28 protein-coding genes are annotated in these 26284 nt (G+C 37.1%); 12 read left to right on the top strand and 16 right to left on the bottom strand.

Annotated features, from left to right (window positions below; all coding sequences use genetic code 11):
- Window positions 1-102: 102 nt before the first annotated feature.
- The 8 genes from cheD to H4J70_RS13990 all read right to left on the bottom strand — a co-directional run bounded on the left by cheD (window position 103) and on the right by H4J70_RS13990 (window position 8247).
- Entirely contained in the window at window positions 103-768 is a 666-nt protein-coding gene (gene cheD / locus H4J70_RS13955; protein ID WP_182215800.1) for a chemoreceptor glutamine deamidase CheD, read from the bottom strand.
- A 28-nt stretch (window positions 769-796) separates the two neighbouring features.
- Window positions 797-1642, bottom strand: coding sequence for a protein-glutamate O-methyltransferase CheR (locus H4J70_RS13960; protein ID WP_182215798.1), 846 nt, complete (start codon window positions 1640-1642; stop codon window positions 797-799).
- A gap of 12 nt (window positions 1643-1654) precedes the next feature.
- On the bottom strand, window positions 1655-4309 hold the full coding sequence (locus H4J70_RS20925) for a methyl-accepting chemotaxis protein (protein ID WP_220470390.1): 2655 nt from the start codon (window positions 4307-4309) through the stop codon (window positions 1655-1657).
- Window positions 4310-4376: 67 nt separating this feature from the next.
- Window positions 4377-4865, bottom strand: a complete 489-nt coding sequence (locus H4J70_RS13970; RefSeq protein WP_182215796.1) for a chemotaxis protein CheW — start codon at window positions 4863-4865, stop codon at window positions 4377-4379.
- A gap of 15 nt (window positions 4866-4880) precedes the next feature.
- On the bottom strand, window positions 4881-5405 hold the full coding sequence (locus tag H4J70_RS13975; RefSeq protein ID WP_182215795.1) for a chemotaxis protein CheW: 525 nt from the start codon (window positions 5403-5405) through the stop codon (window positions 4881-4883).
- Window positions 5405-7525, bottom strand: coding sequence for a chemotaxis protein CheA (locus H4J70_RS13980; RefSeq protein ID WP_182215793.1), 2121 nt, complete (start codon window positions 7523-7525; stop codon window positions 5405-5407). Before H4J70_RS13980 ends, H4J70_RS13975 begins: the two co-directional genes overlap by 1 nt.
- Window positions 7526-7530: 5 nt before the next feature.
- The gene (locus H4J70_RS13985; RefSeq protein ID WP_070373857.1) at window positions 7531-7893 is read right to left on the bottom strand and encodes a response regulator; all 363 of its coding nucleotides are present in this window, start codon (window positions 7891-7893) and stop codon (window positions 7531-7533) included.
- Window positions 7894-7971: 78 nt separating this feature from the next.
- Window positions 7972-8247, bottom strand: a complete 276-nt coding sequence (locus H4J70_RS13990; protein ID WP_182215791.1) for a lipid asymmetry maintenance protein MlaB — start codon at window positions 8245-8247, stop codon at window positions 7972-7974.
- A gap of 220 nt (window positions 8248-8467) precedes the next feature.
- Between H4J70_RS13990 and H4J70_RS13995 the strand changes: the two genes are divergently transcribed.
- The 5 genes from H4J70_RS13995 (at window position 8468) to H4J70_RS14015 (ending at window position 12210) form a co-directional block, all read left to right on the top strand.
- On the top strand, window positions 8468-9295 hold the full coding sequence (locus tag H4J70_RS13995; protein WP_182215789.1) for a tetratricopeptide repeat protein: 828 nt from the start codon (window positions 8468-8470) through the stop codon (window positions 9293-9295).
- A gap of 131 nt (window positions 9296-9426) precedes the next feature.
- Window positions 9427-10659, top strand: coding sequence for a Xaa-Pro peptidase family protein (locus tag H4J70_RS14000; protein WP_182215871.1), 1233 nt, complete (start codon window positions 9427-9429; stop codon window positions 10657-10659).
- Window positions 10660-10825: 166 nt separating this feature from the next.
- The gene (locus H4J70_RS14005) at window positions 10826-11392 is read left to right on the top strand and encodes a septation protein A (RefSeq protein ID WP_182230802.1); all 567 of its coding nucleotides are present in this window, start codon (window positions 10826-10828) and stop codon (window positions 11390-11392) included.
- A gap of 42 nt (window positions 11393-11434) precedes the next feature.
- Window positions 11435-11737 (top strand): YciI family protein, encoded by a 303-nt coding sequence (locus H4J70_RS14010; protein ID WP_182215786.1) that lies wholly within the window; start codon window positions 11435-11437, stop codon window positions 11735-11737.
- Between the two features lie 71 nt (window positions 11738-11808).
- On the top strand, window positions 11809-12210 hold the full coding sequence (locus H4J70_RS14015; protein ID WP_182215784.1) for a lysozyme inhibitor LprI family protein: 402 nt from the start codon (window positions 11809-11811) through the stop codon (window positions 12208-12210).
- A 206-nt stretch (window positions 12211-12416) separates the two neighbouring features.
- Here the strand turns inward: H4J70_RS14015 and H4J70_RS14020 are convergent, their stop codons facing one another.
- The 6 genes from H4J70_RS14020 to H4J70_RS14045 are packed head-to-tail and all read right to left on the bottom strand — an operon-like array spanning window position 12417 to window position 17139.
- Window positions 12417-13160 carry a DUF1461 domain-containing protein gene (locus H4J70_RS14020; RefSeq protein ID WP_182244655.1) on the bottom strand — a complete coding sequence of 248 codons (744 nt, stop codon included), beginning with the start codon at window positions 13158-13160 and terminating at the stop codon, window positions 12417-12419.
- Window positions 13160-13864 carry a hypothetical protein gene (locus tag H4J70_RS14025; protein WP_182215780.1) on the bottom strand — a complete coding sequence of 235 codons (705 nt, stop codon included), beginning with the start codon at window positions 13862-13864 and terminating at the stop codon, window positions 13160-13162. Before H4J70_RS14025 ends, H4J70_RS14020 begins: the two co-directional genes overlap by 1 nt.
- Window positions 13861-14658, bottom strand: coding sequence for a hypothetical protein (locus tag H4J70_RS14030; RefSeq protein WP_182251303.1), 798 nt, complete (start codon window positions 14656-14658; stop codon window positions 13861-13863). The genes H4J70_RS14025 and H4J70_RS14030 overlap by 4 nt, the downstream gene beginning before the upstream one ends.
- Window positions 14658-15032: a cupredoxin domain-containing protein gene (locus tag H4J70_RS14035; RefSeq protein ID WP_182215869.1), complete on the bottom strand. Its 375-nt coding sequence runs from the start codon at window positions 15030-15032 to the stop codon at window positions 14658-14660. The genes H4J70_RS14030 and H4J70_RS14035 overlap by 1 nt, the downstream gene beginning before the upstream one ends.
- A gap of 32 nt (window positions 15033-15064) precedes the next feature.
- Window positions 15065-16480, bottom strand: a complete 1416-nt coding sequence (locus H4J70_RS14040; protein ID WP_182222256.1) for an ATP-binding protein — start codon at window positions 16478-16480, stop codon at window positions 15065-15067.
- Window positions 16480-17139 carry a response regulator gene (locus tag H4J70_RS14045; protein ID WP_182215775.1) on the bottom strand — a complete coding sequence of 220 codons (660 nt, stop codon included), beginning with the start codon at window positions 17137-17139 and terminating at the stop codon, window positions 16480-16482. The genes H4J70_RS14040 and H4J70_RS14045 overlap by 1 nt, the downstream gene beginning before the upstream one ends.
- A gap of 527 nt (window positions 17140-17666) precedes the next feature.
- Here H4J70_RS14045 and H4J70_RS14050 point away from each other — a divergent pair.
- Window positions 17667-18158 (top strand): hypothetical protein, encoded by a 492-nt coding sequence (locus H4J70_RS14050; protein WP_182222255.1) that lies wholly within the window; start codon window positions 17667-17669, stop codon window positions 18156-18158.
- A gap of 95 nt (window positions 18159-18253) precedes the next feature.
- Window positions 18254-18763 carry a YchJ family protein gene (locus tag H4J70_RS14055; RefSeq protein WP_182222254.1) on the top strand — a complete coding sequence of 170 codons (510 nt, stop codon included), beginning with the start codon at window positions 18254-18256 and terminating at the stop codon, window positions 18761-18763.
- 206 nt (window positions 18764-18969) lie between these two features.
- Here the strand turns inward: H4J70_RS14055 and H4J70_RS14060 are convergent, their stop codons facing one another.
- The gene (locus tag H4J70_RS14060) at window positions 18970-19515 is read right to left on the bottom strand and encodes a VC2046/SO_2500 family protein (protein ID WP_182222253.1); all 546 of its coding nucleotides are present in this window, start codon (window positions 19513-19515) and stop codon (window positions 18970-18972) included.
- A gap of 204 nt (window positions 19516-19719) precedes the next feature.
- Between H4J70_RS14060 and xthA the strand changes: the two genes are divergently transcribed.
- Both xthA and rlmA read left to right on the top strand, forming a co-directional pair.
- Window positions 19720-20526, top strand: a complete 807-nt coding sequence (gene xthA / locus H4J70_RS14065) for an exodeoxyribonuclease III (protein ID WP_182215767.1) — start codon at window positions 19720-19722, stop codon at window positions 20524-20526.
- A 16-nt stretch (window positions 20527-20542) separates the two neighbouring features.
- A complete protein-coding gene (rlmA, locus tag H4J70_RS14070) occupies window positions 20543-21358 on the top strand; it encodes a 23S rRNA (guanine(745)-N(1))-methyltransferase (RefSeq protein ID WP_182230801.1) in 816 nt (271 codons plus the stop codon).
- A gap of 23 nt (window positions 21359-21381) precedes the next feature.
- Here rlmA and yfbV read toward each other — a convergent pair whose 3' ends face one another.
- Window positions 21382-21813 carry a terminus macrodomain insulation protein YfbV gene (gene yfbV, locus H4J70_RS14075; protein ID WP_182230800.1) on the bottom strand — a complete coding sequence of 144 codons (432 nt, stop codon included), beginning with the start codon at window positions 21811-21813 and terminating at the stop codon, window positions 21382-21384.
- 191 nt (window positions 21814-22004) lie between these two features.
- Between yfbV and H4J70_RS14080 the strand changes: the two genes are divergently transcribed.
- The 3 genes from H4J70_RS14080 (at window position 22005) to H4J70_RS14090 (ending at window position 26274) form a co-directional block, all read left to right on the top strand.
- Window positions 22005-23219, top strand: coding sequence for an acetate kinase (locus H4J70_RS14080; protein WP_182222250.1), 1215 nt, complete (start codon window positions 22005-22007; stop codon window positions 23217-23219).
- Window positions 23220-23223: 4 nt separating this feature from the next.
- Complete coding sequence (gene pta, locus H4J70_RS14085) at window positions 23224-25347, top strand: phosphate acetyltransferase (protein WP_182222249.1); 2124 nt, start codon at window positions 23224-23226, stop codon at window positions 25345-25347.
- A gap of 546 nt (window positions 25348-25893) precedes the next feature.
- Window positions 25894-26274, top strand: a complete 381-nt coding sequence (locus tag H4J70_RS14090) for an ACT domain-containing protein (RefSeq protein WP_182215761.1) — start codon at window positions 25894-25896, stop codon at window positions 26272-26274.
- The last annotated feature ends 10 nt before the right edge of the window (window positions 26275-26284 follow it).

Here is a 26284-nt window from a genome sequence, read left to right on the forward strand (position 1 = left end):
CGGTTTTAATATTCAACACTTTCATTGGTTAATTGTTATCAATAAAATAATTCTACGTCACAAGCTCAGCATGTGCTTGGTTTATATGGATTTTAATAATCACTAAAATAATTCCACATCACCTTCTACAGGTGTTTGGTCTATACGGTTTCTGTAAGCACTTTCACGGCGCGCAATAGTATCATTATGTAAATTATCAATCGTTTTAACAAAAGCTCGGCCACTTAGCGGTTCAAACAAAATTTTGCGAGGAAAAAAAGAACCTAAATCTGAACCTTCAACGGGTATCCCTTCATCTGCAAGATATTTCATCACAAAGCTAATATTTCTTTCGCCAATATCAGACATATGTTTTAAGACTTTACCGCCACCAAATACCTTAGCGCGTAAATTTACTTTTCGACCACCATTTTTCAATATCATATTAATGAGGTGTTCCATTGCAAAGTTACCATAACGCGTTGCATCAGATGCCATACCACGTTGTCCCCAATCAACTTCATGGGCTTCTTTATCGGTTAGCGGTAGCATAAAATGATTCATGCCACCTATTCCGCTATGTTCATCCCAAATACAGGCTGAAATACAAGACCCTAACGTGGTCGCTATAGCAACATTTTCTCGAGTCATATAAAACTCACCCGGAAGAATTTTAGCGATAACTTGTTGTCTTTTTGCATCCCAGTAATGATTTATATGGGCAAACTCTGCTAAACATTGTTTTAAGCATTGCTTAACATAAATATTATCTTGTCGATTTAAAACCATGATTATTTGTTCACTTATTATAGAACGGCTAAAATGCTTTTCTAAAAATGGTACGTCCGACACTTTCAAAATGTTGTTGATATTGACCTAAATTTTCACTATGCCCTAAAATAAGCAAACCGCCTGGTGCTAACATTTCATAATACCGGGCAAATAATTCTTGCTGCGTTTTTTTGTCAAAATATATAATCACATTTCGACAAAAAATGATGTCAAATGGCCCTTTCATTGGCCATTCATGTAATAGATTCAATTTTTTAAAGGTAATAAGTGCTTGTAACTGTTTACCTACCTTTACTTTACTTTCGTTAATGCCAATGCCTTTGGTAAAATATTTTTCCTTAAACTTCCTGGGAACATCTTCTATGCGGCGTTCATCATAAGTCCCTTCTTTAGCAACAGCTAACACATTACTGTCAATATCTGTTGCTAATATTTTTACATCCCATTGACTTAATTGGCTTTTCATTGCTTCGAGCACCGTAATAGCAATACTGTAAGGTTCTTCTCCAGTGGAGCTTGCAGACGACCAAATTCTCAGACGTTTATCATGCGATAGGCGATTACCGAGTAACTTAGGTAGTTCATCTTGCGTCATATAATCAAAATGATGTTGCTCACGAAAAAAACTGGTTAAATTCGTGGTAATCGCATTGATAAAGTAATCTTGCTCTTTTTCTGTATCTGCCTTTAATAAGTTGCAATAAGCCGTAAAGGAGGGAAGTTTACGCTCACGAATAATACGAGTAAGACGACGGTACACCATCTCTTTTTTACTGGCATTGAGTACAATACCAGCTGTGTCATAAACAAATTGACAAAGATAATCAAAGTTATCGCCACTTAATTGAAACGCTTTATCACGCTCTGTCATTAATAGTATGCCCTAGAACTCTTCCCACTCTTGATCAGATTCAGTTTTGGTTCTAGTCACCCTTGCTCTGGGCGCTGGTCTGGTTGGTTGTCTACTTGCAGGCTGTCTACTTGCTGGTCTTCTACTTGTTTGTTGTGAGCGACGAACGGGGGTTTGAATCTCTTGTTCATCATCTTCGCCATTATTAAAGAAGGCAACTTGATCAAGGAGTGCTTGTGACTGTTCTTCCATTGACTTACTCGACGCTGCCGCTTCTTCGACTAATGCAGCATTTTGTTGAGTCATTTCGTCCATTTGGCTAACGGCTGCACTGACTTCGCCAATACCGGCCGATTGCTCTTTACCCGCACTGTCAATATCGCTGATCATTTTACTGACTTCTTCAATAGCATTAACCAATTCAGTAAAAGTTTGACCGGTTTCATCAACTAACTTAGTCCCTTGACCTACCGCTTCAACACTGTCGTTTATTAAACCTTTAATCTCTTTAGCGGCACCGGCTGAACGTTGCGCTAAGTTGCGAACTTCTGCAGCAACCACCGCAAAACCACGACCTTGTTCACCCGCTCTTGCCGCTTCAACTGCAGCATTTAAGGCCAACAAGTTGGTTTGAAAGGCAATTTCATCAATAACACTAATAATGTCAGCTATTTTTTTACTCGACTTATTAATATCACTCATCGCCGTGATAGCATTTTTTACTACTGCGCCACCATTAGTTGCTTTGTCCATGACCGAAGCTGACAACTTACTCGCTTCAGATGCATTCTCTGCATTTTGCTGCACAGTACTGGTTAGTTCTTCCATAGCAGAAGCTGTTTCTTCAAGGCTAGAGGCTTGAGATTCTGTTCTGTGGCTAAGTTCATTGTTTCCTTCAGCAAGTTCACGAGCCGAATCAAAAACATTGGTTGACGCGCTGCGAATATCACCAACCATATTACTCAATACATCAATAAATTCATTAATAGAAGTGCCAATAATATTAAATTCACCTACCAACTCTGTTTCAATGTATTGCGTTAAATCACCGTCGGATAAGGTCATTAACGTTTCTTTAATTTGAGCAATAGCTTGCTTTCTTCCGGTGATATCTGCGGCATATTTAACGACTTTCATGGTCTTGCCATTTAAATCTAAAATAGGGTTGTAAGACGCTTGAATCCAAACTTCTTTTCCGCCTTTGCCTATGCGTAAATATTCGCCACTGTCGAATTCACCGCGATTCAGTTTTTGCCAAAATTGTTGATATTCAATAGTCGACTTATGAGCAGGCTCAACAAATAAGCTATGGTGTTGCCCCTGTATTTCACTAAGTGTATAACCTAACGCCGATAAAAAATTGTCATTGGCGGTAATAATAGTACCGTCCATATTAAATTCAATCACCGCTTGAGATTTGCTTATCGCGGCAATTTGTCCAGAATAATCAGCACTTATTAATTTTTGTTTGGTGACATCTGAGGCGAATTTCACCACTTTAAAAGGTTTATCATTTAAGTCTAATATAGGATTGTAAGAAGCTTGTATCCAAACTTCTTTACCACCTTTACCGATGCGTTTATATTCTTTTGAGTCGTATTCACCGCGATTTAAGCTTTCCCAAAAGAGTTTATATTCAACACTCCCTTTGAGCTCTGGCTCAATAAACATGCTGTGATGCTGGCCTTTTACTTCTTCTAGGGTATAGCCGAGCGTTGATAAAAAGTTTTCATTCGCGGTGATAATTGTGCCGTCCATATTAAATTCAATCACAGCTTGCGCTTTACTTATCGCTTCGATCTGACCTAAAAAGTTTGCGTTGGCTAATTTTTGTTCAGTAATGTCCGTTGCAAATTTCATCACTTTATAAGGAACACCCTCTGTATTAAGAATAGGGGTATAAGACGCCTGTATCCAAACTTCTCTGCCGCCTTTAGCAATGCGTTTATAAGTTTTTGATTCAAACTCACCACGATTCAAGCTTTCCCAAAAATTTTGATATTCTTCACTTATTTTAAAACTATGTTCGACAAACATACTGTGATGCTTACCTTGCACTTCTTCTAAGCTATAACCTAAGGTCGATAAGAAGTTTTCATTGGCGGTAATAATAGTACCGTCCATATTAAACTCAATTAGCGCTTGAACTTTATTCAGTGCTTCTATCTGAGCTAACATGTCTGCAAATTGCAATTCTTTAGCCTGCTCAACTGAAATTTCGGTATCTTTACCCATGGTAGTATTCTTCCCTATCGATTGAATGTTATCTTTTATTTTTATAGAATTAAGCACTAACTCAATAACAATGCTTCCTACTAAACGTTTAATTGTCGAGATCCAAGCTCTTTTGAGCGCAATTTTTAACTCTTTATCTAGTATCATTGTTAATGCTAGCAACAAGGCATTTTCAACATCTGCTTGATAATTTTTAACATCATTAATAGTGACTGATGTATTAATTTTTTCTTTAGTCAGTTCAATTGGCTGTAATAAATTTATTTCATGGCTTAATAAACAGATAAAGTCTTTATTAGCCCGGATTTTATCTTGCTTATCATTTTTTAATAATGCTGCTAATTCCGGTCGTAATACAAATAATTGTTGATAAAACAAATCGCCAACATTGGGTGAAAGTGTCAGTATTTTTTGCCAACTTTGCTGAACTAAATTGATCTGTTTACCTGTCATTATATTAATGCTCTTATTTATTGAGATTGTCGTTTATTCAATAACTATCAACAATTAACGCTGCTTTCTATGTGTTTTGCTGTGAACTTTTTAGGTGATTGTCTACGTCGTAGAGTTCGTCCTGATCTAATAAACTATGACTATCAAGTAAAATAATAAGCCTGTCGTCAATTGACACTAAGCCCTGTAAAAAACAACGATCTATTTTATTACCAAAAGTAGGAGGGACCCGTATTGATTTTTTGTCAAACTTGTACACTTCTGACACGGCGTCGACCACAATACCGACTACCATGTTTTTTTGACTATTTGGCTTTCGTAAAATAATGGTCACTGTTTGCTCATTATATACGAGCGGTTGTTGACCAAAACGTTGGCGTAAATCTATGATAGGTACAATAATGCCACGTAAGTTAATGACCCCTTTGATATAATTTGGCTTGTTCGGTAACTCAGTAACTGAACTCCACACGCGTATTTCTTGTACGCATAAAATATCAACACCATACTCTTCGCCATTTAACATAAAGGTGAGATATTCTTGCTCTTGTTCCATGGTATCTTCCTTTATTTATATTAACTGATGTTTTTCAATTTCTTGTAAAACGTTAACATTGAGTAAAATGACAACATTTTCGCCAACATTTACTAAACCTTGTAAGTAATTTTGTGGTACATAGCCACCAAATGCTGGGGCAGGTTTTATATCGCTAGCTTCTACATTGAGCACATCTGAGACGGCGTCAACCACAAAACCTATAGTGCGCGTTTTGTCTTCGGTTTCCACAGTTAAAACAATCACTACCGTTGTTTCACAATAAATAGCACTACCGATATTAAATTTCATTCGTAGATCAACTATCGGTACAATAATACCGCGCATATTTATAACCCCTTTAATATAACAAGGTGAATTAGGGATGCGGGTTGGGTTTTCCCAACTACGTATTTCTTCGACACATAAAATATCAACCGCATATTGTTCATCGGCTAATAAAAAAGTGAGGTATTGGTCACCACTGGTTATAAAGTCGATGCCCTCTAAGGAATACTCTCCCTCAACTGGCACCTCTGCTGCTAACATTTGAATATCCATTAAGTGTTCACTCCTGTCGATATTGACTGGGTAATTTGAGATTGAACACTTGACTGGTGGTGTTGATTTATTTGTGCTTTTGTTAACGCCATTTCAATAATACCTGGTACATCAAGAATCATAGCCACAGAACCGTCACCCAAAATAGTGGCTCCTGAGACACCTTGAACTTGTTGATAATTATCATTTAAGCTCTTAATGACGACTTGCTGCTGGGCAAGTAAATCATCAACCATTAAACCAATTTTTTGTCCGTCTGCTTCAACCACAACCAACAAACAACTTTCGATATGTTCAAATTCACAAGGAATATTAAATAACTGATAAATAGGGATAACCGGTACATTATCTTCCCTGAGTCGATAAAGCAGCATGTCACCTGAAACACGATTAATAAGCTCTTTTTGTGGCTGCAGAGATTCAACAATAGTAATTAAAGGAATGATATAAACTTCCTTACCCACCCGAACTAACTGACCATCAAGTATCGCTAAGGTAAGGGGTAGGTTTACCCGAAAGGTACTCCCCTTGCCTTGTTCAGACTCGACTTGTATTCGTCCACCTAATGATTGAATATTCTTTTTTACCACATCCATACCGACGCCACGACCAGAAATATCACTGACTTCTTTAGCAGTAGAAAATCCAGGTTCAAAAAGTAAATCAAAAACTTGGCTATCAGACAAGGTGGTTTTTTCATCAACGAGGCCTTTTTCAAGTGCCTTATTAAAAACAGCTTGGCGGTCAATGCCGCCACCATCATCACTAATTTCAATACAAATACTGCCACCTTGATGAAAGGCATTAAGCACAATAGAACCCTTTTCAGGCTTACCATTAGCGAGTCTAACTTGTGCAGACTCAATACCATGATCAACGGCATTACGCACTAAATGTACCAGCGGATCGCCAATTTGTTCCATAACAGTTTTATCGAGTTCTGTTTGCTCACCTTTAAGAATAAGCTCAATTTCTTTTCCTGTTTTTTTAGACAGGTCATGTACTAACCTTGGAAAACGATTAAAAACGAAACTAATCGGTAGCATGCGAATTCGCATAACACTTTCTTGTAATTCTTTAGTATTTTGCAGTAACTGCTCCAACCCCGCATTTAGGCGCTCAACTTTTGATAAGTCAAAATCATTGCCTAACTCAGACAGCATAGATTGAGTAATTACTAATTCACCAACCAGGTTAATTAAACTGTCAACTTTATCAACACCGACTCGAATAGAGCCGAGATCATTTTTAGACTTACCTGCCGGCTTATCTGGGGTGTTTTTTGGCGTAGGCTCAGGAAAGCTGTCTTCGATTGGCGTTGTTATATTAGCCGCTTCATCTTGGCTTGACTCGTCAAGGGTATTGGCTTCAATCACCTCTTCAACGTTGACTTCTGGGATGTGATCTTCTTTGGTAATAATTAATTCACATTCATCTTCAACCCATTCAAAGACTTCTTTTATATCCGCTTCACTGGCATTTGAGCACAATGTTAACTGCCAACTTAAATAGAGTTCTTCGGCATCAATATCACTTAATGCTGGTAGGTCTTTAGCATCAGCCACTAAAGAAATTTCTCCTAAATCAGCCAAGGCATTAAAGAGGAGTAGAGGATCATTACCGGTTTGCACTAAATGATGCTCTGGTATAAATTTTATCTGCCACCTTGTTATATCATTGTTATTGTCTGTGGTGTCATCAACATTTATAAGTAGTGCTTCAGTATTCCCATTGCCACTTGAGGCTAATGTTTCCTCTAAGCGCGTTGAGTTTTCAGCTATTTTTTCACTATCACACTCTTGTTCATCTCTTATTGCCTCAATTAACAAGCGCATACAGTCAACAGACTCTAATAATAATTCAACGTCATCTTGTTCAATATTACGCCTGCCATCACGCATTTCATCAAGAAGTGTTTCAACCAAGTGGGTGAACTCTGTGACATGATTAAAGCCAAAAGTACCAGCACCTCCTTTAATGGAATGGGCAGCACGAAATATTGAATTAATCGTTTCATCATCACCTTGCTCTAAATTTAGCAAGCTCGACTCCATTAATTCGAGACCTTCAAAACTTTCTTCTAAAAAGCTTGGAATAAACTGTGTGAGATCTACGCTCATAATAGCTACCTAACAACCCGTTTAATGGTTGCTAATAATTTTTCAGGATTAAAAGGTTTAACTAACCATCCGGTAGCACCAGCTGCTTTGCCACGCATTTTCATATCACCAGAACTTTCGGTCGTTAGCATCAAAATAGGAGTAAACTTAAAAGGGGGTAACTTACGTAACTCTTCGCATAAAGTAATACCATCCATAATCGGCATATTTACGTCAGAGATCACTAAGTCAAACGCCCCACCCTGAGCTTTGCTCAAACCTTCTTGTCCGTCTCTTGCTTCAACGGTTTCATAACCGGCACTTTTTAATGTAAAACTAACCATATCGCGAATAGAGTTAGAATCATCAACAACCAAAATTTTGGTCATAGGTATTTCCTTTTTAAGGTAAATATAAACAGCAAAAGCTTAATAATATTTAGAGGATATCTCACTAAAAAATTGATTCTAAGCATTTAGATATTGATTTAAAATGGCTTCATTAAGCCCTAATTGCTTAACGCTTTCTTGAATAACACGGGAGGTAGAATTCCAATTGAGTACTTTATTTTGTGCTGCGATGTAGGTTACCGCCGCTAATAATAATTGCACACCAACGGTATCTATATGGGTAACAGCGCTGTCGTCAAAAGTTATAACATCATTTTTAGCAATTTCATCGAGTAACTGATTTTTACAGTCATCCACTTGAGCAATGGTTAGCAGAGCCGGTAATATGAACATTTAATCCCTTATAAATTCGTATAAAAATAGAATTCTTAGCAATAAAGATAAACCATAAAAAATTAACTGCAAGTTTATTTTAATAGAAACCCGCCATTTTTTAGGTGTTTAGCATAAATTTATTGCTTTTTTTTTAAATAAACATAAATAAAGTGAGCTTTCGTAATGAATATATTGCTTTCCCTGTTTACAATTATTATGGTTAAAAAAAGGATATGTTTTGAGAACAGCTATGCCAGAAGATAATCAAAAAGTGCCCAGCCAAATATTTCGTTGGTTTGAAAAAATGAAAACTAACTACGAGCAGAGTGTTCAAGGTGTATTAGAGCGATTCGAAAAATATAGTCATAGCCAACAATTAAGAATTGATCTCGCTAATCAATCAAACATTGATAACTTAAAGCAGTCTCATCAAAAACATCTTGACCAACAAAATGCTCATATCAAACAATTAACTGAAGATGCAAGCTATTACAAAAAACAAATCAGTAAACAACAACAAACCATAGAGCAACTTAATAGTCGCTATGATGCAGTGATGAGTTGTTTGTTAACTGAAAAAAGAAAAGACATAGACATTAAAGATATTTTTTCAGACGACGAAGATGAAAACAGCGAGCTTATTGAAGACTTATACTTAGAAACTCACCATAACAAAGCTGTTGATGACCCCTTTAAACAGCAACGGCAAAATGAGTTAAATAATGAGCCCGACATAACGACTTCGCCCTTAAGCGAAAGTGATAACGACTTGTTTGATAAAGCTCTCATAAAAAGACAGTCTGGCGATGTTGAACAAGCGTTTCAATTGTTTGAACAAGCGGCAAAGCTTGGTCATGCAAAAGCGATGGGCGCGATGGGCCGTGCTTTTTTCTTAGCTGAAGGCACAGAAGAAGATCATGGCCTTGGACTTGCCTGGCTTATTCATGCGGCAAATCAAGATCTACCGCAAGCGGTTGCTCGGGTAAAGTTTTTTCAAGACAATAACCCTGAGCTTTACTTACAGGCACTTAATCTATCAGCAGACCCAATATTCCTTAAATATTAATAGCGCGATAACTTGGCTTTTATAACATGTAAAAATAGCCACTTTAGCAATGTATATTGTATAAAATAAACAATTCATGTCATAATAACGAAATAATATACATTACTTTTGGGACGCTAATGACACAAAAAATGACTATAGGTGTAGGAGGCTCTGATGCACAAACAGAGCTAGCCAAACTTAACAATATGACCGGCGATGTTGAGCCTATTTCTTCAAACGAGTTTCAGTTACGTATCGCTAAAGCTCAGCAATTAATGAAAGATAATAATATTGAGGCAACTTACTTAGATGCTGGCACTAACCTCTATTATTTTACGGGCACAAAATGGTATGCCAGTGAACGTATGGTTGGGGCAATAATCCCACAGCAAGGCGAAATTCAATACATTACCCCCTTCTTTGAGGTCAATACCTTACGTCAGTATATGACCATTAAAGGTAAAGTTAATGGTTGGCAAGAACATGAAAATCCTTATCAATTATTTATTGAAACCTTAAAAAATATGGGGATTGACTCAGGCAATATTGCGCTTGACGAGTCAACCGCATTCTTCATTGCTGATGGTATTAAACAATGTGCCGACAGTAGCCCAAACAATTACCAACTGATCAATGCAAAAGCAATTACGGCTGGTTGTCGTAGTGAAAAATCGTTAGCTGAAATAGCGTTGCTACAACAGGCTAAAAATATGACGATGGCAGTACATCAAGCCGTCGCTAAAATATTATATCAGGGGATCAGTACGCAAGAAGTTACTGACTTTATCAATCAAGCCCACATAAAGGTTGGCGCCGCTGCAGGATCTTACTTTTGTATTGTGCTCTTTGGTGAAGATTCATCTTTTCCACACGGGGTAAAAAACCCAAAAACTTTAGACATTAACGATATAGTGCTTATTGATACCGGTTGTCAGTTAGAAGGATACAATTCAGATATCACCAGAACCTATGTTTTTGGTGAAGCTAACCCACGTCAGCGTCAAATGTGGTTGATTGAAAAAAATGCCCAAGCAAGTGCATTTAACGCAGCAATACTTGGCGTACCTTGTGGTGATGTTGATATTGCCGCTCGCGATTATTTAGCCAGCCAAGCAATGGGACCTGATTATCAAACACCGGGTTGTCCCCACAGAACCGGCCACGGCATAGGTTTAGATATTCATGAATGGCCTTATCTAGTTCGCAGTGATAAAACCCCCTTGTCGGTAGGTATGTGTTTCTCTAATGAACCGATGTTAGTGGTGCCAGACGAATTTGGTGTTCGCCTAGAAGATCATTTTTATATGAGTGAGCATGGAGCAAAATGGTTTACTGAACCATCATATTCTATCGATGACCCGTTCGGATTAATGAAGGGTTAGTTAATTTTAATTAAAAAAGTTAATCCTTTCAGTTAATAATTTGTAACGTTTTCGCTTGTATTTCACGTTATTAGTTCACATTAGCCAAATAATTGTTTGGCTAATGCTTAAGCATTGAGTAGAATTAACTCACTTATAAACGAAGGTTGGTTGGAGATTTAATACTATGCACGCTCTGTTTGAATATCTCCCCCTCGTTGTTTTTTTTATTGTTTATAAATTTGTTGATATATATTGGGCAACTGGCGCTTTAATTATCCTTGGCGCCGCGCAAATAATTTACTATATTTACAAAAAAGAACCCATCCCTAAACGTACCTTAATATTTTTTGTCCTTATTGCGGTGTTTGGTGGGCTAACAATATTTTTACATGACGATACTTTTCTCAAATGGAAAGTCACCATCATCAATTTATTGTTTGCAATCGCACTTATGGTCAGTGATAAGATTTTTAATAAAAACATCATCAAAGACTTCCTCGATGAGTCATTAACTTTACCTGAGAATATTTGGCGTAAATTAAACTTAGCTTGGGCGCTCTTTTTCACATTTTGCGCGATATTAAATTTATACGTCGCTTTTAATTTTGACCAAGACACTTGGGTCAACTTTAAAGTATTCGGTTTAACCGGCTTAATGTTTGTTTTTTCAATCGCCTCAATTTTATTATTATCAAAACATTTACCCGATGATGATGAAGAAAGTGACAGACCAATTGAAGAAAAAAAGTAATCACTTAACCTATATATAATCCTCAAACTTTATGGAAACGACATGTTTTATCTTATTTATTCAGAAGACGTAGAAAATAGTTTAGCTTTAAGAATGTCAGTACGTGAGCAACATTTAGCACGTTTACGAGAATTACAAGACCAAGGGCGATTATTAATGGCAGGTCCTTGTCCCGCAATCGATAATGAAAACCCTGGTGATGCAGGCTTTACAGGTTCGCTTATCGTTGCTGAATTTGATAGTTTAACGCAAGCCCAAGTATGGGCAGATAAAGACCCTTATATTGGCGCGGGTGTTTATAAAAAAGTGACCGTAAAACCTTATAAAAAAGTACTACCCGCATAAAGTTGAGCTATTATTACTTTACCTATGATCCGATGATTAACTATAAACTTATAAATATAATGAAAAGTATCATGAGCAAAACTTCTTTCTATTGTTTAACCTTAGCCCTTTGTTTTTTATCCAATGTTAGCTACGCAAAAAAGTCTATTGATGAATGTGAGCTGACCCAAAAAACAACCTCAGGCTTATCAGGCTGTCTAGACATAGTTAAACAAGCGGTAGATAGAGAGTTACAAACATGGATAAACAATCAAGTGTTCATCCTTGAAGAGTTTGCCTCTGTAACCGGAAGAAAAGCGGCATTAAACATGTTTAAACGCTCACAACGTAATTTTATTACCTTTAGAGAAAATGACTGTCGATGGCAGTACCTTGCTATTTCACCGGGAACGGGTGCGGCTTCTGCCTACAAGAAGTGTTATATTTTAGTGAGTCAAAGCCGTATTAAAGAATTAGAATCAATTAACCCCTAGTACTACTATTTCAGCCCAGTACACTGTTATATAAACCGTTGCTTGGCTGAAATATAACCCGCCTTACCACCAGCGGTAATCGTCTGAACATTGATGATTTCATGCTCGCCAAAACTTGCTTTTAGTTGCTGACTTACAAACAATTCACTTCAATGCTCATCAACATTTGTTCCATATATAACCTGTCAACGCACCGACGAACACGATTAGCTGCTAAAGATTTTTGTCATTAATAATCGATAAATTAACATATAAATCCCCGCTGCGATAACACTGAGCGACAATGCTATTGCAGCAAATAAGTCGGGTGCTTTCATTAGGCTACTCATTAATGACTCTTGATAATAAAAAAACCATTGATGATTATCAGGAAAGACCACCGTATGCAGATAGTAAAAGACATCGGTAAAACCAAACAGTGAAAACACAGCTATAAATAAAACAGTGGGAATAATTACCGCCATATAGCGCTCTTTTTTAGCTGGCTTTGGCTGTTTGAAACGAGATACACCAGCAATCGTAATCAGTAGTAATAAGATATTAATCACTGATATTGTACGTAATTGGTTAATTAAAACACTGACATCTTGTAAATGTACGACCTCAGGTTTGGTCAGTAAAGCGCGACGCTGGTTATCGTTATTGAGATAACTTAACCTTGCCAGACCCTCGCCGTTATTATGAATTTCATCAACTATTTCGCTAAAGCTTTGTAAATGTTGCTCACGACTTGTCTGGGCAAAGTCCTGTTTACCTTGTGTATTCTGTGGTGCATAAGTTTTTATCGTTTGTTCAATATTTAATGGTGAGTACCAAAACTTATAAAAAAAATTAACACTTTTATTGACTTGCCAACTTAGCCCCAGCGAAAAAAGTAATAAAAAACAACAACAACATAGCCATAAGAAGGTCGCTGAGTGGCGTCTATTTAGTGGTAAAATGCGGTTCATTAAAATTCAAACTCAATAGCCGCGCGCAAAATATGATCTTTGCTTTCGCCATTCAGTCCAGTGATAAAGGCGAGTTCCCATTTCAACTGCTTTTGTCGGTCAAAGCGTTGAATTCCCATGAAAGCTGGACCAATACCGACATAATCTTCACCTGAATATAACTCAATTGCGGGTTGAAATTGCGGTAGCCAGCGATAACGATACTGAGCGCGAAACTCCATTTCTATTTCATTTTTAATGTCATTTCCCCACTCGTAAATCAAAAATGCATTAATACTTAAACTGGTCCGCCCTATTTCTTTCTCAAACAGCAAGCCTGAAGTCACTTCCCAACTGTCTTTATTATGTTCTTTTTCAAATTCAAAAAGCATGCCCCAATCCGCCCAATACTGACCTTGCTCCGTTAGCATCCAACGGGTTTCTATTTCGTAAGCAGATAAACCAAAATTTCCATCAATATCGCGTTCGCCAACGATATAAAACTCTACCATCAGGTTGTCAAGTACAGACTGCCCGTAGGCAAAGCGCTGCGCTAAGTCATTGGTCTTTTCCGTTTGGTGAGACAGTAACCGCCATTCAACTTCTTTTTCATTGGGTAACACGTACGGATGATACACTTTATCCACCACTACCCCATCAGCAAAAGCAATAACGCTGTAAAGGTTGTACAAGAGTAACGTTAAAACATAAAATATTTTTTTCATGATACAACCTGCTTAAAGCGAGGGATCCGCCAAAGTTTTTGGGGAAACTGACACCAATAAAGTGCGATAAATAAAGCGCAAAGATAAAGTCCAATTTGTAATAGGGTTGGGCTTGCATCGTAACCAAATAAAGCTTTCAAAAAATGTCCTAATTCAGACTTTTCTCTAACAATAAAATTAACATCAAAAATCATACGACTACTGGGTAAAAAATCAATTTGTAGTAATAAATCGCTGGTTTTATTAAATAAACCACAAGCAAAGAAAACAAAAATAATTTCGGTGCTTCGACCATACAAACGCTCATTGAGAAACAAGCAAAAAAAGTACAATAGTATACTGATACTAATACAAATTCCTGTTCCTAAAACAACGCCAATAAAAAGTGAATTAACCATATCGGTTTGCGACCAATATCCAATAAAGTAAATGAGGAAGTTAGTACCCTGTAGCATAATAACTAACGCGAGTATTGCGCCAGCATACCAAGATAGCTGACTGTTATTGGCGGTACTAACGCTGATATGGGAGCGATGAATAAAATGTAAAATTAGAATATATACAAGAACATGTATACTCGCATAGAACCATTCAAGCCCGGTATCATCAAACATTTGGCTGATCACATCGATATAAATCCAAAGCAGTAACATAAACAAAATACCCAATATCGCACCACTTATAAGGGTAAGACCACAGAGTTGAAACTTATTTTTAATCGATAACAACAAGGCTAACACCATAAAAATAACTAAACTGTTACTCAAAAACAAAAGCACGGTATTAATTAACATTAAGCACCTCCTGTTATGTTTTGAACAGTAGCTTTACTTGCTTTTTTACGCTCAGGCAACGGGGTAACGATAATGGTCCCTTTGGCACTATTAGGATTAAACTCACCAAAAAAGTTATATTTTCCTTCGGGTAATGGACCAATAAAAATCACCGCTCTTTTATGGGGGAAAATAACCTTTTCTCGATTTAAGTCAAAACTGTCAAACTCTTCAGGGGTTGTATCTCGATTATAAATAACAAGTTTAACTTTTTTGTTTGGTGGAATTTTTATAACCGCAGGAAAAAACAAATGATCTTTCAATTCTACGACATACTCAGCTCGTTCAGCCCAGACACTTGGGCTAAAGATTAAAGAGATAAAGAGGCTAATAATGCTGGTTTTTTTTATAAAAATAGCAGGTGCTTTCACTTATTGTCCTCCCATTCTTGTTCAAACTGATGTAAATGTAAGTCAATCGCTTGAGTCTTTTGTGGAAACCTTACTGACACGCTAAGGCCACCTAATTTCGTCGATTTTGCTAAAATAATACTCGCATGATGTAATTTAACAATATGCTGAACAATCGCTAAACCTAAGCCACATCCTACCACAGTAGAGTGATGGCTATCTCCACCCACACGATAAAAACGATCGAAAACTCGCTGGTATTCGCTGGAGTCAATACCGGGGCCAGAATCTTCAACAATCAGGGTGAAACTGTCTTCATCAATCAACGTTTTTACCAAAATATGCCCGCCTTTAGGAGTATATTTACAGGCATTACCAATTAAATTTTTCACTAAGGTCAATAAGGCAAATTCATTAGCATAAATAATTTGGGCTTCACTTTCTAACGAAATATCATGCTGATGCTGCAATATTTCAGGGTATAAGTCGCTGATCACTTGTTGCAACAATCCTTGTAATTCAAGCTTAGTGACTGCCATGGTGAGTTGATCAGGATTAGTACGATTTAACGTTAATATTTGATCGACAACATGAGCCATTCGGTCAACACTTTGACCTAATTGCATTAACGAAGCCTGCCCGGTGCTGTCAAGGTTTTCACTTTGGGTTATTTGTAAATTGTGAACATTAATTTTGAGCACACTTAACGGCGTTCTTAATTCATGAGCGGCGTCAGAAGCAAAATAACGTTCCCTTGAAAAAGCTGCCGACAAGCGTTCAAATAACAGATTTAGTGTCTGAATAACCGGTTGTAGTTCTTTTGTTGATGTCTCACTAGAAAGCTTTGATAAGTCATTAATTTTCTTTTCTGACAATTCTCGGCGCAAAACAGTTAACGGCTTTAAGCCTTGACGAATCGCCATAAAAATAAACAAGGCAATCAAAGGGATAACTAAAATAATAGGAGTCACAGCAGATAATATAACTTGTTCAGCCAGTGAAAATCTTTGTTCAAGCGGTTGGGCAACCAGCACTCTTAATTGACTTCTTTGCGCCTGTTCGTTTGTTGATGTTTCTATATATACTCGCCAACGCTGTCCAATAAAATTAAGGTCCGTAAACCCTGCAGGTAACTCAGTAATTGACTGTTCAGGAGCATTATCTGTGCGTAGTAATAAAGTATTATTGCTAAAGACTTGATAAGCAATATGGTTAGAAGGGACCACTGTTGCTGCACTTAATCGATTTTCGGCACCCTTGTCAGAAAGAGTCGCAGAGGTCGCTAACAAGGTTTTACCGACGATAACTAATTGCTCATCAAATAAGCTAGTTGCTTGTTCCATACTGGCTTTATAGCCCTGTATGGCAGCAAAAAATGTCATCAAAGTGATGATGGATAGTAAAATAAGGACTAAGTAGCGACGAATCGACATTAGGTTTTATTAACCGTATAACCAACGCCTCTGACTGTTTTTATAAATTGTTCTGGCAATTTTTTTCTTAAGTTGTGTATATGTACCTCAACAGCATTACTGGCCACTTCTTCTCCCCATTCATATAAACGCGATTCAATTTGTTCCCGAGATTGGATTCGACCGGCATTTTCCATCAATGCTTTTAATACCATGTACTCTTTTTTTGACGTTTTTAATTCTTCATCTTTAATAAGGATTTTATGTGCTGCGGTATCAATTGCCACGTCTGAGCAAATAATCAATGCCGACTTTGCCGTGCCTAAACGCCGTTCAATCACGCGAAGGCGTGCTAACAATTCGCTAATTTCAAAAGGCTTTACCAGGTAATCATCTGCACCAAAATCTAAGCCTTTAACTTTATCTTCAAGCGCGTCTCTTGCGGTTAAAATAATAACAGGAATACCTAGCTTACGATCACGAGTACGCTTTAGCACTTCCAATCCGTCAATATCAGGTAAACCCAGATCAAGAATAACTAAGTCTTGATCTGACACAGACAATGCTGAAATTGCCGTTTTACCATTATCAACATGGTTAACAACAAAGCCTTCATGACGAAGTGACTGCTGCAATCCCAAAGCCAGGGGGATATCGTCTTCAACTAACAATATGCGCATATTTTTCCTATAACAATTTAAAATGACTATTAACGGTTTTTATATTATCTAGCCTTTTCCAAGGCCGGTTATTAATACTTGACGGTCGAAAACCATCAACAGTGAAGATAAGACTTAACAATGCCATAGGTATGAACGACTCAAGGTGTTTTATCTCAAAGTTATTGTCGGTTATTACAGAAATATTCGCCATAAAAAAATGAACGTTAATAGCGGTTATTCATCAAATGACCTGTTTATTCATAGGGGGATATTTACCTTAAATATTCAGTGAATGAAAATAACAAACTTTTATTAAGGAAAGCTTAAGAGCTAACAATTGTTTATCGCTAAAATCCCCTAGCATAGCATTGGGCCAACAAATACTAGTGGTATCTTCAATACTGTTGGTGCTATTCCCCTCATTTACTGGCGTTTATTACATTAGATCCTTCAGTAGGATCAATTAATATTAATCATAAAAAGTGCTTGAATAAACACCAAAAACGATATACTGTACATACATACAGTATATCGAGGTTTTAAAAATGAATTCAATAAATCACATTAATACCAACACCTTAGCGTTAAAAACTACAACTATGGCTATCAAAAAACACAAATGGTGTGATGTTAGAAGTATTGCTAATGCCATAGAACTATCTCAGCAGTATACTGAAATCTTCAAAAATCATGATTTAGATAACAAATGGATCCTGATGATAAACCCTGAAGAGAAGCCGCTTCAGCAATTGTCTGATCAAGGAAAAATAGACCCTAAAAGAATCTTAAAAGTTAATCTTCATCAACGTAATATCTCACTAAATACCATTAAAGATGCTTTAGAAAAAGGTCACTGTTCGGCTGTTATTTTGTGTAATGCCACCTTAGATAAATCACAATTAAGCCAACTCACTCAATTCGCAGAAAAAGGACAAACTCAATGCATTATTTTAACCAAGCAAACTCAAAAACGTTTAAACCAGCAACGACTAAAAAATTACGTCACTCTTTCGGATTCTTCTTTATTGTTACATTAATTGAGTTTGAAGCGATTTTGCCGTTATTAAAACAGAAAATAAAATTTTGCTCTGCTAAAATAGATCAACTACTTTTCTAAAATAATGTCGACTTTATGCAATGCCCATGTGGTTCAAATATTAGTTTTCAGCAATGCTGCTGCTTATTAATAAATCAAGAGACCTGTGCACAATCACCAGAGCAATTGATGCGTTCTCGCTATAGCGCCTATGCAACAGAGGCTGCTGATTATATTTATCAGACTTATGCTCAAGCTAGCAGAGCTTTACAATCAATCGCTGATATATCAGCATGGGCCAAAGAAACCAAATGGTTAAAACTAACCATTAATGCTGCCAGTGATTATACCGAGCTTAATGATCAAAATGCTGTAAACGCTGACAATAAAGAGCAACACTTACCGACGGTTTGCTTTTCGGCTTATTACCAACATCAAGGTGAGTATTTTCTGATGAAGGAAACATCACGCTTTGTTGTTGAAAAGGGGCAATGGCGATATTTAGATGGTGAAGTCAGTAACAATGAAGCGCTGATAGCACCAAAAAGAAACCAAGCTTGCTTTTGCGATAGTAATAAAAAATTTAAACAATGCTGTGGCCGGTAAATTCGACAATTAACAATCAAGTTCTTCCCAAAAGAAACCAGCGATGCTTTTGTCATAGCAATAAAAATTTAGACAATGCTGTAGCAAGTAAACTCAACAATTAACAATCAAGTTTAAACATTGCTCAGGCCAGTAAACTGAAAAAGTTAATCACAAATAACGTCAACACAAACGCACGATTTTATTGGCATGCTAATGCAATAACCTTATGCTATAGCATCAAGTAACGGCGCTTTAACGATAGTGTTATGCACGGCGTTAAGCCAACCTTTAGTATCGAATGATAATCTTGAACTGTCGGTGTCTTGCGGCGTATTATTCTTTGTATGATTAAATTTTTTCTGGCAGTACAGCGAGGTATTATTTAATACTTCTTGTCTGATATGCTTTTTATCATCTCGAAAAGCAAGCGGTTTAGGCAACAAAGCATTTGATAAACGTAATTCTGCTAGGTTATTCTGCTGAATAAGTTCTGCTTGATCAAATATTGCTGTGCTGTGATTTTCATTCAGAGATAAAGGTGCTTTATCAGGAAGGTCAAACTCTTTACGTAAGCTTGCATCATTAGTCGTTTTAGTGTCAACGACAGTTTTTGGCAAAGAAAATTGACTATGGCTAGGTACGTCATCACTTAGCATTGCCAATAAGAGTGAAAAGTCAGCTCGTCGAGCGCTGTGCACACTTACATTAAGTTGTTCACCTAATTGTAATTCGTGTACCAGAATTTGACTGTCAACTGACTCTGTAAGCAATGTACTTCAACTTTATTATTTTCTCTAAAGCTTATATCGGCAATCCTTTAATTTAGTTGAGTTTAATTTCTATTTATTTACACATTTACCTGTCTATTAAAAAGTTGATGTTAATAAGTACCTAATTCACTTCACTAGCAATTAATAATAACCTTCTCTGATAACTTCTGGTAGCATGTGGAAAAAATCAATATCGAGTCTTTTATGAAAATCATTAGCTTTAACATTAACGGCCTTCGTGCGCGTTTACACCAACTTCAAGCCATCATTGATAAGCACCAGCCTGATATTATTGGCTTACAAGAAATCAAAGTTCATAATGATGCTTTTCCCGTTGAAGCTGTTGAAGCTATGGGTTATCACGTTTATTTTCATGGTCAAAAAGCACATTATGGTGTGGCTATGTTATGTAAAAAAGCAGCCAATATTGTTAAAATGGGCTTTGCTAGCGATACTGAAGAGTCTCAAAAACGTATGGTGATGATTGAGACCACCAATGAACAAGGTGAAAAAGTAACGGTATTAAACGGTTATTTCCCGCAAGGCGATAACATCGCTCATGAAACAAAATATCCCTATAAGCGTCAATTTTATAAAGACTTGATGACCTATTTAAATGATAACCATACCCCAGATGAGCACGTAGTCATTATCGGCGATATTAATATTTCACCTGCTGATTTAGATATTGGTATTGGTGAGCCTAACCAAAAGCGTTGGTTAAAGACTGGTAAGTGTAGTTTTCAACCAGAAGAAAGAGAATGGCTTGCAACTTTAATGGCTTGGGGATTTAAAGATACGTTTAGAGAATTGCATCCAACAAAAGCGGAACGTTATTCTTGGTTTGACTATCGTTCTAAAGGTTTTGTTGATAATCGTGGTTTACGCATCGATGTGGTTTTGGCAACGCACAAGATGGCGGCAACGTGTATCGAAGCCGATATTGATTACGAACTACGTGCTATTGAAAAACCTTCAGATCACGCGCCGATTTGGTCTACTTTTAAGTAGCTGTTGAGTAAATACTATGTTCCTTGCTCAATACGTTTGCCCCATTTGTAAAAAATCATTAGTGTTAGCTAACCAAAGCTATCGTTGTCAGAACAACCATAGCTTTGATGAAGCAAAAGAAGGTTATGTAAACTTATTGCCCGTTCAACATAAACATTCAAAAGACCCTGGTGATAACAAAGCCATGGTTAACGCACGTCGTCAATTTCTAGATAAAGGCTTTTATCAACCGCTCGCTGATGAATTACAATCTCTATATCAACAATATGGTGATTTAACAAAGCCGGTATTTGATGCTGGCTGTGGTGAAGGTTTTTATACTCAACAGTATGTAAGGCCTACCAACCGTGTTTATGGTATTGACATTGCAAAAAATGCGGTTAAAAATGCCGCTAAAAAATATAAAGATTGTCAATTTAGTGTTGCCACCTTGTCGCTGTTACCTTTTAGTGAAAACTACTTTTCTTGGATCAACTCTATTTACGCACCAATTCTTGAAGAAGAATTCACTCGGGTACTAGCTAATAATGGCTATTTAGTCACAGTAACGCCGGCAAAAAATCATTTAATTGAACTAAAAGCATTAATATACCGAACAGCGCAACAACATGATATGACTAAAAGTCCTATTGAAAATTTAACATTGATTGCACAAAAAGAAGTGAACTATGAGATGAAATTTGCTGAAGGCGAAGATATTATTAACTTATTAGCAATGACCCCTTTTGCTTTTAAAACGACTGAAACCTTACTTAACGATTTAAAAACAAGAAATAATTTCACTTGCCAAGCTGATTTTTTGATACGTCTTTATAAAAACACGGTCAATTAACGTTTAACTCAATTGTTAAGCGGTTAGAATTTAGAATTTTGTGACTGATGACTGATGTTAAGTAGTTTTGCTAAATCAATAAAACGTGGCTTGTGCAGTGATAATTTTATCGAACCACCCGCTTCGTTGACTCTAGCAACACTTTCTTTGTACCAAGAGGCGAGTGCCAGCGGCAAAAACTTATCGGCTTTAACGCCAAGCATTAACAATGCCTGTAGCGGAATACTTAAAATAAATAAGCTATAAACTAACGCTTGTGGTAATAATGTTATCGATCCTAGGTAAAGTTGCATAATAAAAGAAAACAACGCAATACCCGGTAAATAGCGAAAAGCCAAACGGCAAATTTGAACAGCTTGATACTCGGCAAAATAATTGCCTAACTCTGCTCGCTGCGGCCAAAGTCGCATATACTCTCGACCTAGCTTAATTAGTTCTACTAAACTCATATTCATAAACGACACACTATAACAACGGTTATTTAAAAGATAGCACAAAGTTGTAACTAGTTTTAATCAAGTCTCCCTAAAGTTAACTTCCTTAGTTCATATCAATATTTTAACGCTATATTTGGTCTATAATCATTCCAATTAACGTATTGTAATAAAACAATTAACCACCTAATAAATGAGCATTAAATAAAACCATGAAAAAAAATCTAATTTTAGTGTTAAATTGCGGTAGTTCATCCTTAAAATTTTCTTTAATTAAACCAGAAAACGGCGAAACATTACTATCAGGACTCGCTGAGCGCTTATTGTCCGAACAAGCAAGCATCAAGATTAACGTTAAGGGACAAAAAAAGCACACGGCTATACCTCATCCATTTGATCATCGAACAGCGATAATGGCTTTAGTTGACAGCTTAGTTTCACAACAATTAAATTTACAAATATGTGCCATAGGCCACCGCGTTGTCCATGGTGGTGAACACTATTGTATGCCAACGTTAATTACTGATGAAGTAAAAAACACCATCAGTAACTTGTCTCAGCTTGCCCCATTACACAACCCAGCAAATTTGATGGGTATTAACGCCGCGGAAACGGTTTTTACTGATGTGCCGCAAGTTGCCGTTTTTGACACAGCTTTTCACCAAACGATGCCAGAAAAAGCTTACATTTATGGTATTCCCTACGCTCTCTATCAAGAGCATGGTATTCGACGCTATGGTTTTCATGGTACAAGCCATTATTTTGTTGCACAACAAGCGGCTAAAACACTCGATAAATCCATTAATGAAAGTAATTTTATCAGTGCTCACTTGGGCAATGGTTGCAGTGTTACTGCGATTAAAAATGGTAAGAGTGTCGATACTAGCTTAGGTTTAACACCGCTCGAAGGAGTGATGATGGGCACACGCAGCGGCGATGTTGATGCGGGTATTATTTTTCACCTAATCAATCAACTCGGCTATACCACAGCGCAAGTGAGCCATTTGTTACATAAAGAAAGCGGCCTATTAGGGGTTTCGGGGTTAAGCAACGATTGTCGTGAAATAGAAGAAGCTTGGTTAAAGGATAAAAATCCACGAGCAAAGTTAGCATTAGATATATTTTGCTACCGTGTTGCAAAGTCCGTTGCTTCTTTTACTGCCAGCTTAACATCAATCGATGCCTTAATATTTACCGGCGGTATTGGCGAAAATTCGACGCTAATTAGAGCCAATATTATTGATCAATTGAGCCTACTTAATTTCTTTGTTGCTACTGATAAGAATAATGCCTGCTGCTTTGGCAAGGCAGGTAATATCGGTACAGAAAACTCTCGTCCTATTTTAGTCATTCCAACAAATGAAGAGTGGGTTATTGCAGAGCAAACCTCACAACTTTTATTTAATAACAGCTCAACTAAGGAATAAAGTCATGTCACATAGAATCATGTTGATCCCAGTAGGTTTTGGCGTTGGACTTAGCAGTGTTGTGCAAGGCTTACTTCATGCGTGTCAGCAAAAAGGTATAAATGTCGGCCATTTTAAACCAATAAGTCAACCCGCTCGTCGTTTATTAGCTCACAAAAATAATACGGTTCAAAGTAAGCTCAATACTCCAAATTTAGGGACTTCGGTATCATTAGCTTATGTTGAACAACAAATGGGCGATGGCAAGCATAATATTGTTTTAGAAAAGATTGTTGGAGATTTCAATCAATTTGAAAAACAACATGATGTGGTGATTATTGAAGGACTGATACCAACGACACGCCAACCTTACGCGGGCAGAATCAACCGAGATGTTGCTCAAGCCCTGTCAGCAGATATTGTCTTGGTGGCAGCGCCCGATAACGATAGCGCTGAAGAGTTTGAGGACCGTTTAGAAGTTAGTGCGGAAACTTTTGGCGGAATAAAAAACAAACGCCTTATTGGTTGTATTATTAATAAGATTAATAGTCCCGACAAAGATGAGTATGGATTACTGCCTCGTGAAAGTGATTTTAATAGTGAGTTCGATCTTGCTACGCTAATTAATTTATCGATATTTAAAAATCGTCATTTTGACTTGTTAGGTACTGTCTTATGGGAAATGGACTTAATCGCGCCACGGGTCATGGATATTTGCAATTATCTCAATGCTGAAGTATTAAATGCAGGTGATATGTCGCATCGCCGTATCCGCAGTATTAGTTTTTGTGCACGCAGCGTTGGCAATTTAATGAGCCATTTACAACCAAGTCGATTAATTGTTACTCCTGGAGACAGAACCGACATTATTATCGCCACCTGTTTATCGGCTTTAAATGGTACAAAAGTGGGCGCATTATTATTGACTAACGGCTATAAACCCAACGAACAAGTGATGACACTTTGTCAACAAGCTTTAGACGCTGGCCTACCGGTGCTTTCTGTGCCTTGGGATACTTGGCAAACGTCTCGTCATTTAATGAACTACAACCCAGAAACCCCTGCAGATGATATTCAACGTCATGAAAAAGTAAGAGAATATATCGCTGATAACTTGTCTGCGAATTGGTTACAGCAACTGTCTGAAAATGTAGCACAAAGTAGCCAAATGTCTCCACCAGCATTTAGGCATAAGCTCACAGAACTTGCTCGTAGTGCAAATAAACTCATTGTTTTGCCAGAAGGCACAGATATCAGAACCATTAAGGCTGCTGCAATATGTGTTGAACGTGGCATTGCTCGTTGTCAGTTACTGGGCGATAAAGAAAGTATTTTATTGATTGCAGAGCAACAAGGTATTCAATTACCAGAAGGACTATTAATTACCGACCCCAACTTAATTCGAGACCACTACATTGCTCCTTTAGTTGAGTTGAGAAAACATAAAGGATTAACCGAAGTGGTCGCAAAACAAGAACTACAAGACAACGTGGTCTTAGCAACAATGATGTTGCAACTCGGTGAAGTGGACGGTTTAGTCTCTGGAGCTATTAATACCACTGCAAATACGATTCGCCCTGCCCTGCAATTAATTAAAACGGCTGAAGGAAGTTCATTAGTTTCATCTGTTTTCTTTATGTTATTACCTGAGCAAGTTCTAGTATATGGTGATTGTGCAATAAACCCTGAGCCAACTGCGGAACAACTCTCTGAGATAGCGATACAATCTGCCGACTCAGCAATAAAGTTTGGCATTGACCCTAAGGTAGCCATGATAAGTTACAGCACTGGCAGTTCGGGGGTTGGTGCCGATGTAGAAAAAGTAGCAAAAGCAACCAAACTCGCGCAAGCAAAACGACCTGATTTGATCATCGATGGACCGCTGCAATATGATGCCGCCATTATGGAAAATGTTGCCAAGAAAAAAGCGCCTAACAGCCCTGTTGCGGGTAAAGCCAATGTCTTCATTTTTCCTGATTTAAATACCGGTAATACCACCTACAAAGCGGTACAACGTTCTGCACACTTAGTCAGTATTGGGCCAATGTTACAAGGCATGCGAAAACCGGTTAACGACCTTTCCCGTGGTGCTTTAGTCGATGATATCGTCTATACAATTGCCTTAACAGCCATTCAAGCAAAAGTATAGTTTACTCAGCTAAAAGGTTAGTTTATTAACCTTTTAGCTTATATTTTTATTGGCTTGAGACTGCTTTTATATACAGTTGACTATTTTAATAACTATTTATAATTCAATCAATTTTTAGCCACTAGACAAAAAACAACCAGCTAAAATTAACCTTTAAAAACATAAAGATAACCATTAAAGCAATAGTTACCCACAATGATACCCACAGCTTTTGTGGATATCATTAATAACTATTGATGAGGATTTAACAGGTTAACCAGCAAGAATACATTAACTTTTCCACGTTTGATGCTGTTTTTATAAATAACAAGTTATTATTGCCATAAAATACAATAAAATCTAAATAAACATCATATTATTTATCTATTATCAAGCGATGGGGAGTCGCGAGACAAGATCAAGTAAACTTGCTTTATCTTATTAATATCTGCTGTTCATTGCTAAAGCAAGGCATTGACGATACTTAATCTGTTTAAGATAACTATCCTTGCTTTAACAATTAGCCAGTAAACGCTATAGTGACCTTTTTCCTAATGGTCACGTTCAATGAGCACTCTTACCCTCAAATTACTTGAAGAAACGTTTGCTATTCATAGTTTAGCCAGCGATATCGAAATACCAAAAGCTGTGTTTGATGCGCCAATTTTTTTTATTGCAAAAACCTATGAAGAAACATCCATTGTATTACCTCAAAGTATCAACATTGTGAGTGATGAGGTTGAAAAAGACTGGCAAGCACTTGAAGTTGTCGGCCCATTGGATTTTACGCTAACGGGTATTTTATCGAAAATATCAACAATTTTAGCCAAAGAAAAAATCAGTATTTTTGCTATATCTACTTTTGATACTGATTATATTTTAGTAAAATCAAATAATGTATCTCTTGCAACCACTGCATTGATATCTAACGATTACCAAATAATTTAGTTTAAGGGAT

Origin of the sequence: Colwellia sp. BRX8-9, from assembly GCF_014077245.1 — a bacterium.
Taxonomy (GTDB): Bacteria; Pseudomonadota; Gammaproteobacteria; order Enterobacterales; family Alteromonadaceae; genus Colwellia_A.